This is a genomic window from Cellulophaga baltica 18, from assembly GCF_000468615.2.
GTDB lineage: Bacteria > Bacteroidota > Bacteroidia > Flavobacteriales > Flavobacteriaceae > Cellulophaga > Cellulophaga baltica.
Window position 1 is genome coordinate 350,845 of the sequence record NZ_CP009976.1, and the last position, 15,723, is coordinate 366,567.

Below are 15,723 nucleotides of genomic sequence, written 5' to 3' on the forward strand. Positions count from 1 at the left end.
ATTTAAACAAAAAAATAAAAGTAAAATGTTTATAACCAGCTAAGTAATAAACCGAAACGATAGCGCTTTTGTATGCCCTACGTTTTTCATACCAATAGTTCTGCATGATTTTTTAAAAAAACTGTCTGAAAATATCCATCAATAAAAATCCACTATGAACCTTAAATTTTTATCAAACTTTACGAATTAATTATAAACCCCTAATAAATTATGAAAAACAACAAAGTTTTTGCCTTAACTCTTTTTATTTCCTCATTTTTTGTCCTCTCAAGCTGTAGTAGTGATGATGATAATGAAGAAACAACTATTCCTCCAAACCCTTCAAGTTTCACGATTACATCTAAAGATATCACAAATACTGATTTTACGATAGATTGGACCGCGGCTACTATAGCAGGTAATGAAGGTGTCGAATACGACATTTACTTAGACGATACTTTAGTAGCGTCGGATTTAGAGGTATTAACTTATACGTTTTCAAATCTAAATGATGAAACAACGTATGATGCAAAAGTTATAGCAAAATCTATTGAGTTTGGAACAACTTCTACGCAAGTGATAGACGTTACCACATCAGCGCTGCCAATCCCTTCTGGTTTTAATCTTACTTCTAAAGATATTACAATTACTGATTTTACGATAGATTGGACTGCGGCTACTATAGAAGGTACTGACGGTGTAGTATACGATGTGTACTTAGATGACGCTTTAGTAGCGTCTGATCTAGAGGTAGTAACCTATACGTTTTCAAATCTAAATGCGGAAACAACGTATGATGCAAAAGTGATAGCAAAATCTAATGCGTTTGGAACAACTAGTACTCAAATAATAGACGTTACCACATTAGCGCTGCCAATCCCTTCAGCTTTTGATATTACTTCTAAAGATATTACAATTACTGATTTTACGATAGATTGGACTGCGGCTACTATAGAAGGTAATGACGGTGTAGTATATGATGTGTACTTAGACAACGCTTTAGTAGCATCTGATCTAGAGGTAGTAACCTATACGTTTTCAAATCTAAATGCGGAAACAACGTATGAAGCAAAAGTGATAGCAAAATCTAATGCGTTTGAAACAACTAGTACTCAATTAATTGAGGTTACCACACAGGCTGCACCTGCTCCAAATGATTTTACGCTAACATTAGAAAGCAACGGAACAAATAGTGCAAACATTTCTTGGTCTTCTTTAACTATAGACGGCCCAGGAGGCGTTCTTGCTGATATTTATATCAATAATAACGAAGAAGCAACGGGAATTACATCTTCAGGTTATGTATTTACTGGACTTACTCCTAATACAGCATATACTGTTAAAATAACAGCAAGAAGCACAGCATATGGAACAACTTTAGACAAAGAGATTACATTTACTACTGCTTCTTTACCAACAACTTTTGAAGTGACTTCTGCTACCTTATACCCTAGAACAACAGGTACATTTGCTTCAGCTCCTTCAATGATTATTAGGTTTACAGATAGAGATTTATTAGATGATATAATTCTAAATGGCACTACCTATACTAGTTACTTTTTTGCCGGAAGCGATGGAATAACCATCTCTATTTCTGATGCAGAATATGATGCTTTAAGCAATGCTACTACAAAAGAAGGAACTGCCAATTTCACTGAAAATGAGCAATCTTCTTCTAAAACATTCACCTACACTGTAAATTAATTCTTTTTACAATAATTTTATAAGGATAAAAAATAGTGCACTGTATAGTGCACTATTTTTATTTACAGTTGATCTATAAAATTAAAAAGCATAGTGCTATGCTATAAGCTCATTATCATGATCTAGAACTATTTGATACTTACTACTTTCTAGGATCTACCCTATCTAAACTGTTTGCGACAGAACCACTACGGGCTGATGAACTTACATTATCAAGGTATAAAATTCGTGTTTCATCTGATGAATAATTAGCCGTGTCAAAACAATACATCCCCATTTTTACGCCAGCTACAGAAGTTTCTGCATTGTCATTTGCATCAAAGCTGCCGAAACCAAGATTAATATTTTTTAGATCTGCTATAATTTCGCCATCCAATAGTACGGCAAGGGTTCCGTGATTCGTCCCTGAAAGTACCGCTCTAATTTGAAATGCCAATTCTTTATCCGTTTCTATAGCATCAAGAATTTTAACTACTGTAGGGCTCACACAAGCATTACGGTAGCTAAGGTAAAGCGCGTTTCCTTTTAGCTCAAGATGCGCTGTCCAATTACTACACCCATCCGTATTCCAATTATACAACTGCCAAACAATCGTGTTTTTGTTAAGCAAATTATTGTTTTGCCCAGAAGGAATAAAAAGATAAAATCCAGTGTAAATCTCATCATTATTATTTACCCCTAATTTAATTTCATGGCCACGCTCTCTGCGGCTACCATCATATTCAGATTCTTTCCAGACAAGTTTAAGCCTTTTTCCTCCAGTAAAATCTTTTTGAAAACTCATACCTTCCCCATAAATATCGGTGCCTGTAAATCCTTGATCTTCGGTGAAAGGGTCTAACTGTCCGTCATTAAAATTATGTGCCTTGTACGTTTCAGAATTTACTTTTGCTACAAGTGTTGCTATAGATAAATCTGCCGTAGAAACTGCACTAGGCTCCTCTTCTTTTGCGCAACTTGAGGTAATGGTTATTATAACCGATAGCATAATACCTTTTAAAAGCGTAGATGGTTTAATACTTAAATTGTTTCTCATAATTAATTTTAAAATTGTTATTTTTTTGTTCTCATCATAATTTTATAACCCTGATTATCAACAGTGTAGAAAGTGTGAAAAATATAGCATCCTCAACATATTCTCTTTAAGAAAGTATAAGTTTAAAGGAGCAATAAGCACTTCCTAATATCGCATTTAAACGACAAATACAAGTGCTAATATAGAACATAATTGCATTGTTTATAAAATAATCGCCTTTATATATAGATTATAGCAGTTAACTATATGTAATATGAATTTGGTGCTAACCTGAAGTTGCTTACTTTTAAGGTTCATAACAAGGTTTATCCCACACTTAATTACCATCTGTATAGCACAAAATTTAATGGAAATTATTCTGACTGTTTTTAGTGGTATCATCATCATTGGCTTCTTACTTGGCTTTTCTATACTGATGAAGCCTTCTTTTAAAAGTAATACCAATAAATACCTTGGATTTACGGTACTGACAATTTGTATGCTGCTAGTAAAATTAATACTACCAGAATTAGATTATTTCCATACCCATCAAAAACTAAATATCATTTGCAATATTGAATGGATTCTATTAGCTCCTGTTTTTCTGTTCCTATTTAGTATAAAAAGTATAGACAACAAACTTTCTTCTTATAAGGAATTAAAATTGCTCTACCTTCCATTTATTTTCTCCCTACTTCTAAATACCATTGATTGCCTGGAAAGAGATTTTCGATTATTTACTTTTAAAAGTGCCGCTATCTTAAGGTTAAGGCATAATCTATTTATGTTTGAAAGTAAATTAATTTATATATACATTGCTTTTTTAATGCTTTGGTTATTCTTCATCTTAAAAAATTCGCCTTCAAAACAAGCAAATAAAGCCATCCGGAACTTACACCTTGTTTTAAGTCTGATCATTATATTTTGGATTATGGTAGATTTTATACGTGGCATATTCCCACATGAGATTAACAAGTATTATGGTTTAGTTCTTCTTATTGCAGGTTCTTTTTCTTTATTTTGGATTTCTTACACCATAATATATAAGCATAAAATGCTGCACCAAGCCAGCGAGATTAATAAGATACTCCGTAATCAAGAAGCTAGTGTAGCCAACACTGAACCTTCCGTTTCGACGCAGACCATTTTTGAGAAATTTGAGGCACTTTTTAAAGAAGAACATATCTATAGAAACCCAAATATTACAAGAGAATCTGTTGCACAACAATTGGATATTAGCGCAGGGTATCTATCACAGGTTATTACTACCAACAGTGATGATAACTTTTCAAGTATTATAAATCAATATAGAATTACGGAGGTAAAAAAAATGTTGTGCGATGCTACCTTTGACAAGTATAGTATTGAGGCGATTGGACTTGAAGCTGGATATTCTTCAAAAACGACCTTCTACAAAGCTTTTAAGAATAGTACAAATATGACCCCTAAAACCTATAAGGAGAAATATGGATGAGTACCGATTTATTATAATCTAACAAATCAAAACTAAGCGTGTACTAGGATCCTTTTTATTTGACCTGAACTTAAAATTTAAAGTGATGTCAAACAAAAAAATCTATTTCCAAGTTTTAGTGTTAATGGTAGTTTTTACCAGTTGTTCTAAAAGTCAGAATACACCACAAAAACCCGAAAACCAACCTGTTTACTGGCATGCTCCTTCAAAGGGGTATGTATTAGAGTCTGTTGAAGGTACGAACAAATTATATGGTGTTTCTGCTGCAGGAAATGTTCTTATAGACGCTAATGTATTGCCAGAAAATTATGCAAATCTGGTGTTTACAGAAGAAGGAGATCAGCTCATTGGTACTTCAGATCTATTTATAGATAAAGTCTATTTTTATAAACTTACGGATACCACTACGGTATTTGATAGTACCAGTATTGACTTCTCAGTAGATCCTAAAATTAATGCCGAGCATTTTTGGAATCTATTTAATGACTATTATGCTTTTTTTGATTTAAGAGGCGTAAACTGGGAAGCTAATTTGTCTTTACTTCCTACAGTAACTTCCGAAAATTTATACCCAGTCTTAGAACAAATGGTACAGCCCTTAAACGATTTTCATATCGGGATCTTTAATCAAGAAGTAAATATTACTTCTGGTGAAGCACGCATTCTTGAACATATGAATGCACATTTAACCGCAGAGCTTCAAAGCAATACCTTTCCTAAATTACTCACAGCGATTAGATCACGGGTGCCAATTATCCATTCAAAATATTTAGACGATGCCTTTAGTAGCGACCCCAATGGCAATATGTTTTGGGGACTTGTCACGGATGAAATAGGATACTTCAATATCGCAAATATGGGTGGCTATGCACCCGTAGAGGACGAAATAACAGCTGTAAACCATGTGATGGATCAGGTAATGAATGATATTCAGCAAGCTAACATTGATAAGATCATAATAGATCTAAGATTTAATGGTGGTGGCTTTGATGGTATCGCCTTAGAAATAGCCTCACGATTTACAAGTATTTCACGTCCTATTTTTACTATAAAATCTAAAAGTAGAACAGGTTTTATAGAGGAGCAAGCCATTACATTTAACCCTAAAGGAGACTATCAGTTCTCTGGAGAAATAGTTTTACTTACGAGTCCGTTTACGGCTAGCGCTGCAGAAATTTTTGTTTTGTCACTAAAAGATTTGCCTAATGTAACTATTGTTGGTGAGCATACTATGGGAATATTTTCTTCCATTCTTACCCATAGATTACCAAACGGTACGTATATAAATTTATCAAATCAGGTATATACAGACACTTTTGGGACTGTTTTTGAAGGAATTGGAATAGGTCCTGCTCAAGAGAATATGGTGCCCTTTTTAAGTACTGAAGATTTTAATACGGGTTTGGATAGTGGGATAGAAAAAGGGGTAACTATTTTAGAATAACAATTTATCAAACTGAGAACAATAAAGGCTTTGGAAGCGCACCTGAAGCCTTTATTAATTATTTCCCAACTAGCAGACATTAGAAGAGATATATCCCATATATCGTATTGCGAGACTAAACTTAAAGTTTATTCCATACTCATGCTTGAAAATGCGTAAATTCATACTAAAAAATAATCATGAATTATGCTACTTCAGCCACTTCTGTTGCTAGACAAGGTGCTACGATACAAATTAAACAAGCTACAGTAGCTTTTGGGATTACAGCGGCTACCGCAACCACCTTACCCAACCCTGCCGAGTTATTTTTAGGATCATTATCGGCTTGTATGCTAAAAAATGTAGAACGTTTTTCATTGCTTATGGGGTTTACCTATACAAGCGCAGCAATAACTATTGAGGCTACCCGTTTAGAGAAACCGCCACGGATGGATGAGATTCAATATGTGTTAACCATTCACAGCAACGAGGAACACTTGAATCTTAGCTTGCTGAAAAAAAATATTGAAAAGCATGGCACCATTTACAATACGGTTAAAGAGGTGTGCAGCATTACTGGAGTTATTGAAATAGTATCAGAATAAACAAACACAACCTCATAACCTGCAGGAACTTTTTTTTATCTTCGCTCCTATGAATAAGATTGATATTCGGACGGTAAATGTGGTTCAGTACATAAAGCCACTACGCGAGGGCGGCTCTATGCCTGCTATTGTAAAAGCAGACGATGGTTTCCTCTATGTACTTAAATTTAGAGGTGCTGGCCAAGGTAAAAAAGCTTTAATTGCAGAACTCATGGGCGGCGAACTTGCCCGTACTCTAGGCTTAAAAATGCCCGAATTGGTATTTATGCATCTAGACGATACCTTTAGTAAAACCGAACCGGATGAAGAGATTCAAGACCTCTTAAAATTTAGCGTAGGCCTTAATCTAGGACTTCATTTTTTATCTAGCGCCATTACCTTTGATCCATTGGTTTCTAAAGTAGATGGGTTAACGGCTTCTAAAGTAGTATTGCTAGATAGCCTGATGAGTAATATTGACCGTACCGCAAAAAACCCTAATCTTTTAGATTGGAATAATGAATTATGGATTATTGATAATGGGGCTAGTTTCTATTTTCACCATAATTGGAATACCTATAAAAATCATCTTACGCGTACATTTCCGCTTATAAAAGACCACGTACTGCTAGACCGTGCTACGCAATTAAAAGAAGCGGCACTACTTATAACAAAAGCATTCACAGATGAAAAGCTGCAGGAGATTATAGCTTTAATCCCTGAAGAATGGTTGGAAAGCGAGAGTGATGACCTTACTCCCACTCAAATGCGAGCGGCGTATTTAGACTATTTTAAAGCTAAACTTGCCCTTATAGATTCATTAGTTAAAGAAGCTGAAGATGCAAGATAGAGCGAAGTATGAGTATGCCATAATACGCATCGTACCCAAAGTAGAGCGCGAAGAATTTTTTAACGTGGGCGTCATTGTATTCTCTAGACCTAAAAAGTTCTTAAAGATGAAATACCATATAGACCAGAACAAACTAGGCAGCTTTGTATGCGAGAAAGATTTTGAGGCTCTGAACGCCTATTTAAAAGGATGGGATTTGGTCTGTAAAGGCGAAGCTACTGGTGGCGCTATAGGAAAATTAGATATCACGGATCGATTCCGTTGGTTAACCGCCTCCCGTAGTACCATCATCCAAAGTTCTATAACCCACTCTGGTTTAACCGCAGATCCTGAGCAAGAATTAGAGATCATTTTTAAAGATTGTGTGCTGTAGCGATACAGTCCGTTCGAGTGGCGTTTGTGCAGTGCAACGAAACAAGCCTTGTATCGAGAACTTTTTAAAGCACAGAAAACTTCTCGATACTAATTATTCTTCCACTAACGCTACAAAATAATTCACTCGAAGTGACAGCTATTTTCATAGACTACACCAATGTCAGTTCGAGTGGCGTTTGTGCAGTGCAACGAAACATGCCTTGTATCGAGAACTTTTTAAAGCACAGAAAACTTCTCGATACTAATTATTCTTCCACTAACGCTACAAAATAATTCACTCGAAATGACAAGCGTTATTACAAGGACCTCAGCGGTTAGTTGAAATAAACCCCAACCTACTCAACAATCAGTTCTGTTTCTGCATCTAAACGAGCATTGCTATTTTTATCCCAAATAGTTACTTTAAAAGTAACGGGGTTTTTCAATGCTCCTTTTGTAATTTTGAGCTGCGCCCCTAAGCCACTTTTTATTTGTTCTTCACTAAGTGTACTCTCGCCAAATACATCTTCCATATTTAGAATCATTGTATCATTAGCATCGGTAACTTTAATTTTTAACCCTAATGCTACAGCGCCATCTACTCTAGTATATCCAGACACATCCTGAAAATCCATTAAAATAAGTTCCTCGAAAGCTACTTTACTATCTGTGATAACCGCATTTTTGGTCAAAGACAATAAATAGCCTTCTTTGTAATCTAATCCCTTCTTATCCACCTTTATAGCCGGATCATGAAGAAGATCAAACTGAAGGGTTGAATTAAATACACCCTCACCATGCTCATCCGAGATCTTATAATGTAACGTATAGTCTTCTGAAGAATAAATAGGCCTAGCCAAAAGCATATTACCTTGCAAGGTTTTCATCTCAGCACCAAAACCCGGATTTTGTTGGAATAAATTAGCTTCATGCATAATCGTATCTCCTGCTTTAGAGATTAATACCACTTCCATTTGTGGGTGATACCTATTGTTTTCTACCATGAAACCACTCATGTTTTTAAAGATGGTGTAGATATTTTGGCCGTAGTAGAACTCGTTATCACTCACTTTTTCATCATTAATGGTAACATATACCTTTTCTGCAGAGAGGCCATCTCCTTTGGTGGTAATTCCTGTTACTAAATCCTTACGGACCGATTTATTAAAATTGCAGGAGGTTAATGCTGCAAAAATACCACACACAAAAAGTGTTTTCTTAAATGAGTTCATCCTTGGTTGTTGTTGATTATTCATAATAGCTCACATATAAACCCGCCATTTTTTGATAATAGGCGGCATCTTTGGTGACTGTTTTAGCATATTTTTTAAAAAGCTCATACACCTTTACATATTTTTCTTCAGCGGTATTATAGGTATAGGCGCCCGCTAATAGATATTGATTAGCGGCAATCATCCAGTCTTCACCGCCTTCTTCTAATTCCAACCCTTTTTCTAAATAAGGTTCAGAAATATAATATTTACCCTGTTGATTGTATAACAGGCCCAACATAATATTTGCACGACCATGACAATCGCAATTGCTAATGGCATTTCTGTATGCCTTCTCTGCTTCGTCAATAATTTTTTGACCTGCTCCAGAAAGTTCTTTTTCACTCGCCGATGCCAAACCAGGTTGTAATGCTATGGTAAGAATACGTCCATAATCAAAAATACGATTGGTACTTGCAGGTGTTGTTAAAACATCCGCATATTCTGCATCTAATTTTTCCAACTGTTTTATATCTACCTCGCCATTTTCTTTGGCTTCTGTAAGCCAAGTATCTAAACGCTCTTTTTCTATAGGAACAAAAGTAGCTTGCGCCATAGCAAATGGTGTGATAAAAAGAAATAAGAATAGCTGTTTCATCTGTTTATAATTGATCTAATAATTGTTGCTTCTTGGCTTGAAACTCTTCTTCTGAAATTAAGTCTTCTTCAAAAAGTTCCTTGAGTTCTTTGAGCTTTATTTTGATATTATTTTTAGGCGCCTCTTGCGGAGCAGCAGTAGTACCGCTCATTGCTTTTCCCATTTCCATACCGGTAAGCATTCCCATACTAGCTCCTGCCATTCCCTCATTCTTGGCAACATCACGCATGGCTCGCAACCTTTGCAGTTCTGCAAAATCTATTCCCGCTATGCTTGCCGCATTAACATCGGCTTGCACATCACTAATTTCACTAATCCGTTTGTTGGTCTCTGGATCAAACGAAGTGCCTTCTATTCTAAAATCTGTTAATTGAAAACCTAGCTTTTCAAAGATTTCAGTTGTTTTTAGTTGTGCCTGTTGCGCAATGGTTTCTATATGTCCATCTATTTCTGCGTAAGAGAACTTAGCATTGGCTAAGTAAGATGAAATGGGCTGTGTAATACGCGATAGAAATACTTCTTGCAATTGGTCTACAAAATAATCTGTCTGGCCCGCTAAAATGTTGATAAAAAATTCTTTTGCATTGGTAATCCGCAGGGAATAATTGCCATAAGCTCTAAGCTTTACAGGAAAACTATAGACAGGATCATTATAGGTGATTGGAATTCTTGTTCCCCAACGCACATTTAATAGCTCCGCCTTTCTGTAAAACCAAAGTCCTGTTTTATGTTCACTTTCAAAAGCATTCATAAACTTTTTAATGGTGGTCCAAAAAGGAGTATTCGATGTTTTTAAATCGTAAATACCTTCCGTTTCAAAAAATCCTTCAATTTTACCTTCATAGGTAAAAATACAACCTTGTCCCGGTTGTAGAATTAATTTAGATGCGTTTTTTAACTCATCACCCCTATCGGTGAATTTGAAAAACAGTTGGTAATCTTTAGGATCTTCCCATTGAATAACTGAACGCATTTGCTTTTTAAAATCCATACTTGTTGTTTTATTCGTGTTTAAAAATCAATATCGCCACCTAAATCAACAGCATCCTCCTTAAAGTTTTCTTTCCAGTACTGACTCCACTTATCCATAATACCAGATATTTCTCTGAATCGTTGCTCATATTCCGCACCATTGGGGTTTAAATACTCATTAGACCACGTAGAATAATGCATGCTTATCTGTGACCATTCTTGCAGATTAAAACCATATTGCTCTAATGCAGCGACAGGATCATGGCCATGCTCAGAAGCTGCCGACTGATGGTTGAATATTTTCTGGTAGGCGTCAAAATCTGGCACTTTTTCTAAGAGCGAAGCTAACGAAGGTACGTCTGATTTTACCCCTGCAAACTTCCCTACTTTCGGATTTGTAAAATACCCACCATAGGTAGTAGCGATAGACATATCCTGCGCCATTAAATCGCCTAATTTGCCACCCCACTCTTCATTTGTTTTTTGCCATACAGGAAGTTCTATTCCTAATATTTCACAGACCTCTTCGGCGCTCATTCCCATAGCGATATTACCGCTGGCTGCACCCCAATCTTCAAAAGTTACTCCGTTTATTGCTTCCATAATTTTAGTATTTATTTGGTTTGTATTTCTTTAAAATTTTCAAATTCCTTATGTTTCCGTGCCATGTCTGAATCATATCTTTCTTTCAAATCTGTGTTCAGAGCCATCCGTTCTGTAAAATAGGCACTCCAATAGGTGTTGTAAACTGTGTAATAATCTGTCCAAAAAGAGGCTGGTGCTTTGCCTCTATATGCCCTAATAGCTTCTTCTGCTGCAGTCATGGCCTTATATTGATCTGTAGTTTTCAATGCCGCTATATGATCTACAATACCCCAACCTATTTTTATAAACTTAGTCTCTGGGGCAATTGTATTTACCGTATTACAAAATGTACAAGAAATATATTGTGCCCTGAAAATGTCTTTTTTAATCTCTAAATCGGCATTGCACTGGCTACAGGATGCTTTTTTATTAGCGACTTGTATGGCATGATCATAGAATTTTTGCGAAAGTTCTCCTTCCAATTTTCGTTGAAAATCTTCCAAAGAATACAGCAGCTTATGGCTTAAATCATAGGCTTTATTTCCTTCGTCATGCGCAAAATCGCCCAAAGTTTCCATTTCTGGCGCTACTTTTCCGGCCCAAACCTCATCAATTTTCTCTATCAATACATGCACTTGTGCTTTCATACCGCTCCAAGAACGCATCACAGTGTCATATTCATAAGCGGTCGCTACTAACTGCTCATGACAGGCTTCTTCTGCATGCCCTAAAGATTCATTAAAACGGACTTCTATTTTTTGTAAAAAGGAATCCCAACGTTGTATTAGTTCTTCTTTGCTTGCCATAGTTTAAGAGTCTTCTTTAAAAAAATCAACATGTGCCATAAAAGGTTGCCTACAATAATCACAGGTTACCAAATTTGTTTTTTTTGGCCGTGGTGCGCCACAAGTTTTACAACTCTCGGAACTTGTGCTCGTTTCGGTTTGTTGCCCTCGCGTATGCATAGCACTTTTAGAAGTCTCTGCATTTGTTGTAATTTTCTTAAAAGGATTTGACATGTTGCTTGGTTCGTTACTTTTAATGGAATGCAAGTTAACAGCTTGTTTTTGACTACAATACCCTGTTTTAAGGGATATTCACTATTAAATTCTAAAATAGAACGACCTAAGCTTAGAAATTAGTACATAACCACCTCATAATACTAGAAATAGCCCTTCTATAAATAAACTTTCACAAATTATTGAAAGTTTAAAAATAATGTATATCTTTGCTTCATGGAATACAAAGAGGCAAAAGATAAATTCATTAGTACTTGGGGTAGCCTTGGTACGCTTTGGGGCATTAATAAGGCCATGGCCCAGATACAAGCCTTGCTTTTTATTTCTACAAAACCATTATCTACAGAAGAGATCATGGAAGAGCTTCAGATTTCTAGAGGCAATACAAGCATGAATGTACGCCAGTTGATAGATTGGGGAATTGTCACGAAAGAATTGGTACCTGGGGAGCGTAAAGAATATTTTACGACAGAGAAAGATGTACAAGAATTGGCCCGTGTTATTGCAAAAGAACGTAGCCGCAGAGAAATTCAACCTGTTATAAAAACACTTAAAGAAGTTTCTACGATTAAAGATGACGGTACTGAAAAAACTAGAGAGCTAATTAAACAAACTAAGGCTTTGCACGATTTGGCAGATACTGCAGATATGATGTTGAACAAATTAGTGAACCAAAATCAAAACTGGTTAACAAAATCAATATTCAAAATTTTTAAATAAAAAATTTAATCTAAACTTTCATTATTTTCTGAAAGTTCTAAATACATAGATTATGAAAATCCTACATACCATTAATAGATGGAGTTTTATCATAACAGTCCTACTGTACATTACCATTTTCGGAGGATTAATAGCTCAATTTATTTTAGGAATAATTCAGGTAATTATAGCCCTGTATCTAACCTATAAAATGTATAAAAATGGTTTAGTTCATAAAGCTATTCGAACGTATTGGTCTTATGTAATTCCTTACCTCCTCTTACTTCTTATCTTCTCCAACAGCAATATAAATCCAAACGAACTTTTAGTATGGATCTATTTAGCTGTAATTCCTATGGCTTTAGCGGGCTACTTTGTGCATATCACACAAACACTAAAAAATGAAATGCTTCTTTTAGCCAGCTCTGAAACCAAAGAAGCTACTGAAAACCATCTCTAAAAAAATTTAAACTATACTTTCAGTATTTTCTGAAAGTTCTAAATATATAAATTATGAAATATAACGTTCCAAATTGGCTCATTATCATTGGAGGCTTAGGCCAAATATTTACGGCATTAATTTACCCTTACATACGCCATAAAGTTTTTGATTGGTATACGGACGTAAAACAATTAAAGCCGTTAAACCAAGAAATTGCGAAAACCTATGGCAGGTATATTCAAGGACTTAATTTTTCTTTTGGGTTGATTGCTATTTTATTAACCCAAGAATTACAAAACGGAAGTAAACTAGCTATTGCCATTACGGGATTAATAGCCGCCTATTGGATCGGAAAAGTAGCCACGCAAGTTGCGTACTACCCTATGTATGAAATTCCTAAAAAAGCACTCTTTAGAATTGGCGGGTATTTCATGAACGGCCTTTTTACGCTTTTTGCTGTCGTATTTACTTGGTTATTAATCGTAAACTGTATGCAATTTTTTAATCTTTAAAAGCACCTCTATGGAAACCACACTACTACAAATAGCAGATATTACAACACCTGAAACAACGCAAAACAGCATGGAGATGGTCCATTTTTATAATGGTGCCACGGCAGATTATAAGTTTTGGAGTACAGATTACAACATGCATTTTGGCTATTTTATCCCTTTTAAAACCAACCCCTTTAAAAGAGATGCCATGCTGAACGAAATGAACCATCAGGTACTTAAAAAATTAGCACTTACGAATGCATCACATACGCTTGCAGATTTAGGCTGCGGTATGGGCGGCACGATGCGATATGCGCTAAAAAAACATCCCAAACTAACAGCCTTTGGAGTCACCTTATCCAATTTTCAGGTGGCGAAAGGAAATCAGTTGCTAAAAAAAATGAAGGGCGTTATCCTTAAAGAAAATTACAACCACACATCCTTCCCTTCCAATTTTTTTGATGCTGCCACCGCCATAGAAAGCTTTTGCCACTCTGGGCACAGCAGCCAATCTTTTAAAGAAGCGTATCGTATTTTAAAACCACATGGAAAACTGGTGATTGCAGATGCCTTTTTGAAAATTAATGAAGAAGATCTATGTCACGGTGGTAAATATGCCTACCAAAAACTATGCAACCACTGGAGTTTAGAAAGACTGGGAACACTAACTACGATTGTTCAAGAATTAAAAGATCAAGGTTTTTCTAAGGTTGAAGTCGAAGATGCTTCCTTTAGAGTTGCCCCTTCTGTGCTTCATGTACCTTTTGCTATTATTGGTTTTGCTTTACAAAGTTTATTTCAAAATAAGCACTTAAAAAAAGAAAGCTATCACAATTTAAAAGGATCATTCTTTGCTTTATTATCTGGTTTACATATGCGCAGCTTCGGTTATTATATCATCACCTGTACGAAATAAATTATCCATGAAAAAATTGATTATTGCTGGCGGTTCTGGTTTTCTAGGAAAAGAGATTGCTACCTATTTTGCGTCAAAATTTACTGCTATTGTTATTCTTACCCGAGGTGCTACCGAAACCAAAAATGGCTGTCGCTATGTAACTTGGGATGGCAAAACACTGGGTCCTTGGAAAGAAGAATTTGCTTCTTGCGAGGTACTCATTAATATGGCGGGGCGCTCTGTAGATTGCCGTTACACCCCAAAAAATAAGAAACTAATTTTAGACTCTAGAGTAGCTGCCACGAGAATATTAGGAGACGCAATTGCGCAAAGTCCATGCCCTCCAAAAGTGTGGATCAATTCTTCTACAGCTACCATATACCGGCACGCTCTTACCCAACAAATGACAGAAGAAACAGGAGAAATTGGAACAGGATTCTCTGTAGCTGTTGCTAAAGCTTGGGAGGAAGCATTTTATGAGAGTACGACACCAAACACGCGGAAAGTAGCCTTACGCACTTCTATTGTCTTGGCGACCCATGGCGGGGCTTTAGTGCCCATTGTAAAACTTGCAAAAATTGGGTTTGGAGGAACACAAGGAAAAGGAAATCAACAATTTAGTTGGATACATTGTGCTGACTTTCTGGAAAGCATCAACTTTATTATAGAAAACGACAACTTAACAGGCGCCGTGAACTGTGTTGCACCAAAACCTGTTACCAATGCTATTTTAATGAAAAGCATTCGCAAGCAACTAAACATACCCTTTGGCATTCCCTTACCTAAATTTCTATTAGAAGTAGGAGCAAAAATTATACAGACCGAAACAGAATTAATTTTAAAAAGCAGAAATGTACTTCCTCAAAAACTATCCGATGCAGGATTCAAATTTAAATATACCACGATAGAAAGTGCTCTAAAGGATCTAATATAAGCTAGTGCTTAGCCTTCTTATAGGTATCATACCCACCTTCTAAATTTACCACCGTATACCCTAAAGCTGTTAACTTGTCTGCTGCTTTGGCACTACGACCGCCAACTTTACAATACACATAAACCGTTTTATCCTTAGCAATCTGCTCTGTTATCTGTGTCTGAAAATTAGCATCTAACCAATTTATATTTAGCGCATGCTCTAAGTGCCCTTCGTTAAACTCTTCTGGAGTTCTTACATCTACCAAGACAATAGTTTTAAGTTCGTCTTGTGAAACTTCTGTGATAGGTTTTGATTTTATTTGCGAACAACTATAATTAATGAACGCTAAAAAGAATAAAAAAACTGTGTATTTCATAAATATTGTTTAAAGTTAAAAGTACACTATTTTGTTGTTAAAAAAATTAGGTAAATTTGAAATCACTAAA

Annotated in this window: 18 protein-coding genes; 11 read left to right on the forward strand and 7 right to left on the reverse strand. The window is 35.8% G+C overall.

What is annotated here, in order from left to right; all coding sequences use genetic code 11:
• The first annotated feature begins 210 nt into the window (after positions 1–210).
• Positions 211–1,683 carry a fibronectin type III domain-containing protein gene (locus M666_RS01450; RefSeq protein ID WP_029445279.1) on the forward strand — a complete coding sequence of 491 codons (1,473 nt, stop codon included), beginning with the start codon at positions 211–213 and terminating at the stop codon, positions 1,681–1,683.
• A gap of 142 nt (positions 1,684–1,825) precedes the next feature.
• Here the strand turns inward: M666_RS01450 and M666_RS01455 are convergent, their stop codons facing one another.
• Entirely contained in the window at positions 1,826–2,719 is an 894-nt protein-coding gene (locus tag M666_RS01455) for a hypothetical protein (protein ID WP_029445278.1), read from the reverse strand.
• A gap of 346 nt (positions 2,720–3,065) precedes the next feature.
• Between M666_RS01455 and M666_RS01460 the strand changes: the two genes are divergently transcribed.
• The 5 genes from M666_RS01460 to M666_RS01480 all read left to right on the forward strand — a co-directional run bounded on the left by M666_RS01460 (position 3,066) and on the right by M666_RS01480 (position 7,402).
• Positions 3,066–4,172 carry an AraC family transcriptional regulator gene (locus M666_RS01460; protein WP_029445277.1) on the forward strand — a complete coding sequence of 369 codons (1,107 nt, stop codon included), beginning with the start codon at positions 3,066–3,068 and terminating at the stop codon, positions 4,170–4,172.
• Between the two features lie 85 nt (positions 4,173–4,257).
• Complete coding sequence (locus M666_RS01465) at positions 4,258–5,616, forward strand: S41 family peptidase (RefSeq protein WP_029445276.1); 1,359 nt, start codon at positions 4,258–4,260, stop codon at positions 5,614–5,616.
• Between the two features lie 179 nt (positions 5,617–5,795).
• Entirely contained in the window at positions 5,796–6,200 is a 405-nt protein-coding gene (locus M666_RS01470) for an OsmC family protein (RefSeq protein ID WP_025613966.1), read from the forward strand.
• A gap of 49 nt (positions 6,201–6,249) precedes the next feature.
• Complete coding sequence (locus tag M666_RS01475; RefSeq protein WP_024479267.1) at positions 6,250–7,029, forward strand: HipA family kinase; 780 nt, start codon at positions 6,250–6,252, stop codon at positions 7,027–7,029.
• Positions 7,019–7,402: a DUF3037 domain-containing protein gene (locus tag M666_RS01480; RefSeq protein WP_029445275.1), complete on the forward strand. Its 384-nt coding sequence runs from the start codon at positions 7,019–7,021 to the stop codon at positions 7,400–7,402. The genes M666_RS01475 and M666_RS01480 overlap by 11 nt, the downstream gene beginning before the upstream one ends.
• Before the next feature lie 337 nt (positions 7,403–7,739).
• Here the strand turns inward: M666_RS01480 and M666_RS01485 are convergent, their stop codons facing one another.
• Genes M666_RS01485 through M666_RS01505 form a run of 5 tightly spaced genes read right to left on the reverse strand, consistent with a single transcriptional unit; the run spans position 7,740 to position 11,615 of the window.
• The gene (locus M666_RS01485; RefSeq protein ID WP_029445274.1) at positions 7,740–8,639 is read right to left on the reverse strand and encodes a hypothetical protein; all 900 of its coding nucleotides are present in this window, start codon (positions 8,637–8,639) and stop codon (positions 7,740–7,742) included.
• On the reverse strand, positions 8,632–9,252 hold the full coding sequence (locus M666_RS01490) for a tetratricopeptide repeat protein (protein ID WP_151198014.1): 621 nt from the start codon (positions 9,250–9,252) through the stop codon (positions 8,632–8,634). Before M666_RS01490 ends, M666_RS01485 begins: the two co-directional genes overlap by 8 nt.
• A gap of 4 nt (positions 9,253–9,256) precedes the next feature.
• Positions 9,257–10,243: an SPFH domain-containing protein gene (locus M666_RS01495; protein WP_024479263.1), complete on the reverse strand. Its 987-nt coding sequence runs from the start codon at positions 10,241–10,243 to the stop codon at positions 9,257–9,259.
• 20 nt (positions 10,244–10,263) lie between these two features.
• The gene (locus tag M666_RS01500; protein WP_029445272.1) at positions 10,264–10,827 is read right to left on the reverse strand and encodes a DUF6620 family protein; all 564 of its coding nucleotides are present in this window, start codon (positions 10,825–10,827) and stop codon (positions 10,264–10,266) included.
• Positions 10,828–10,838: 11 nt separating this feature from the next.
• The gene (locus tag M666_RS01505) at positions 10,839–11,615 is read right to left on the reverse strand and encodes a hypothetical protein (RefSeq protein WP_029445271.1); all 777 of its coding nucleotides are present in this window, start codon (positions 11,613–11,615) and stop codon (positions 10,839–10,841) included.
• Positions 11,616–12,044: 429 nt separating this feature from the next.
• Between M666_RS01505 and M666_RS01515 the strand changes: the two genes are divergently transcribed.
• The 5 genes from M666_RS01515 to M666_RS01535 are packed head-to-tail and all read left to right on the forward strand — an operon-like array spanning position 12,045 to position 15,295.
• A complete protein-coding gene (locus tag M666_RS01515; RefSeq protein WP_025613959.1) occupies positions 12,045–12,548 on the forward strand; it encodes a GbsR/MarR family transcriptional regulator in 504 nt (167 codons plus the stop codon).
• A 52-nt stretch (positions 12,549–12,600) separates the two neighbouring features.
• Positions 12,601–12,987 (forward strand): hypothetical protein, encoded by a 387-nt coding sequence (locus tag M666_RS01520; protein WP_029445270.1) that lies wholly within the window; start codon positions 12,601–12,603, stop codon positions 12,985–12,987.
• A 53-nt stretch (positions 12,988–13,040) separates the two neighbouring features.
• Positions 13,041–13,481 (forward strand): hypothetical protein, encoded by a 441-nt coding sequence (locus tag M666_RS01525; protein WP_029445269.1) that lies wholly within the window; start codon positions 13,041–13,043, stop codon positions 13,479–13,481.
• 10 nt (positions 13,482–13,491) lie between these two features.
• The gene (locus M666_RS01530) at positions 13,492–14,379 is read left to right on the forward strand and encodes an SAM-dependent methyltransferase (RefSeq protein WP_029445268.1); all 888 of its coding nucleotides are present in this window, start codon (positions 13,492–13,494) and stop codon (positions 14,377–14,379) included.
• Positions 14,380–14,386: 7 nt separating this feature from the next.
• A complete protein-coding gene (locus tag M666_RS01535; protein WP_029445267.1) occupies positions 14,387–15,295 on the forward strand; it encodes a TIGR01777 family oxidoreductase in 909 nt (302 codons plus the stop codon).
• 1 nt (position 15,296) lies between these two features.
• On the opposite strand, the gene M666_RS01540 is transcribed toward M666_RS01535, so the two are convergent.
• Complete coding sequence (locus M666_RS01540; RefSeq protein WP_029445266.1) at positions 15,297–15,653, reverse strand: rhodanese-like domain-containing protein; 357 nt, start codon at positions 15,651–15,653, stop codon at positions 15,297–15,299.
• Between the last annotated feature and the right edge of the window lie 70 nt (positions 15,654–15,723).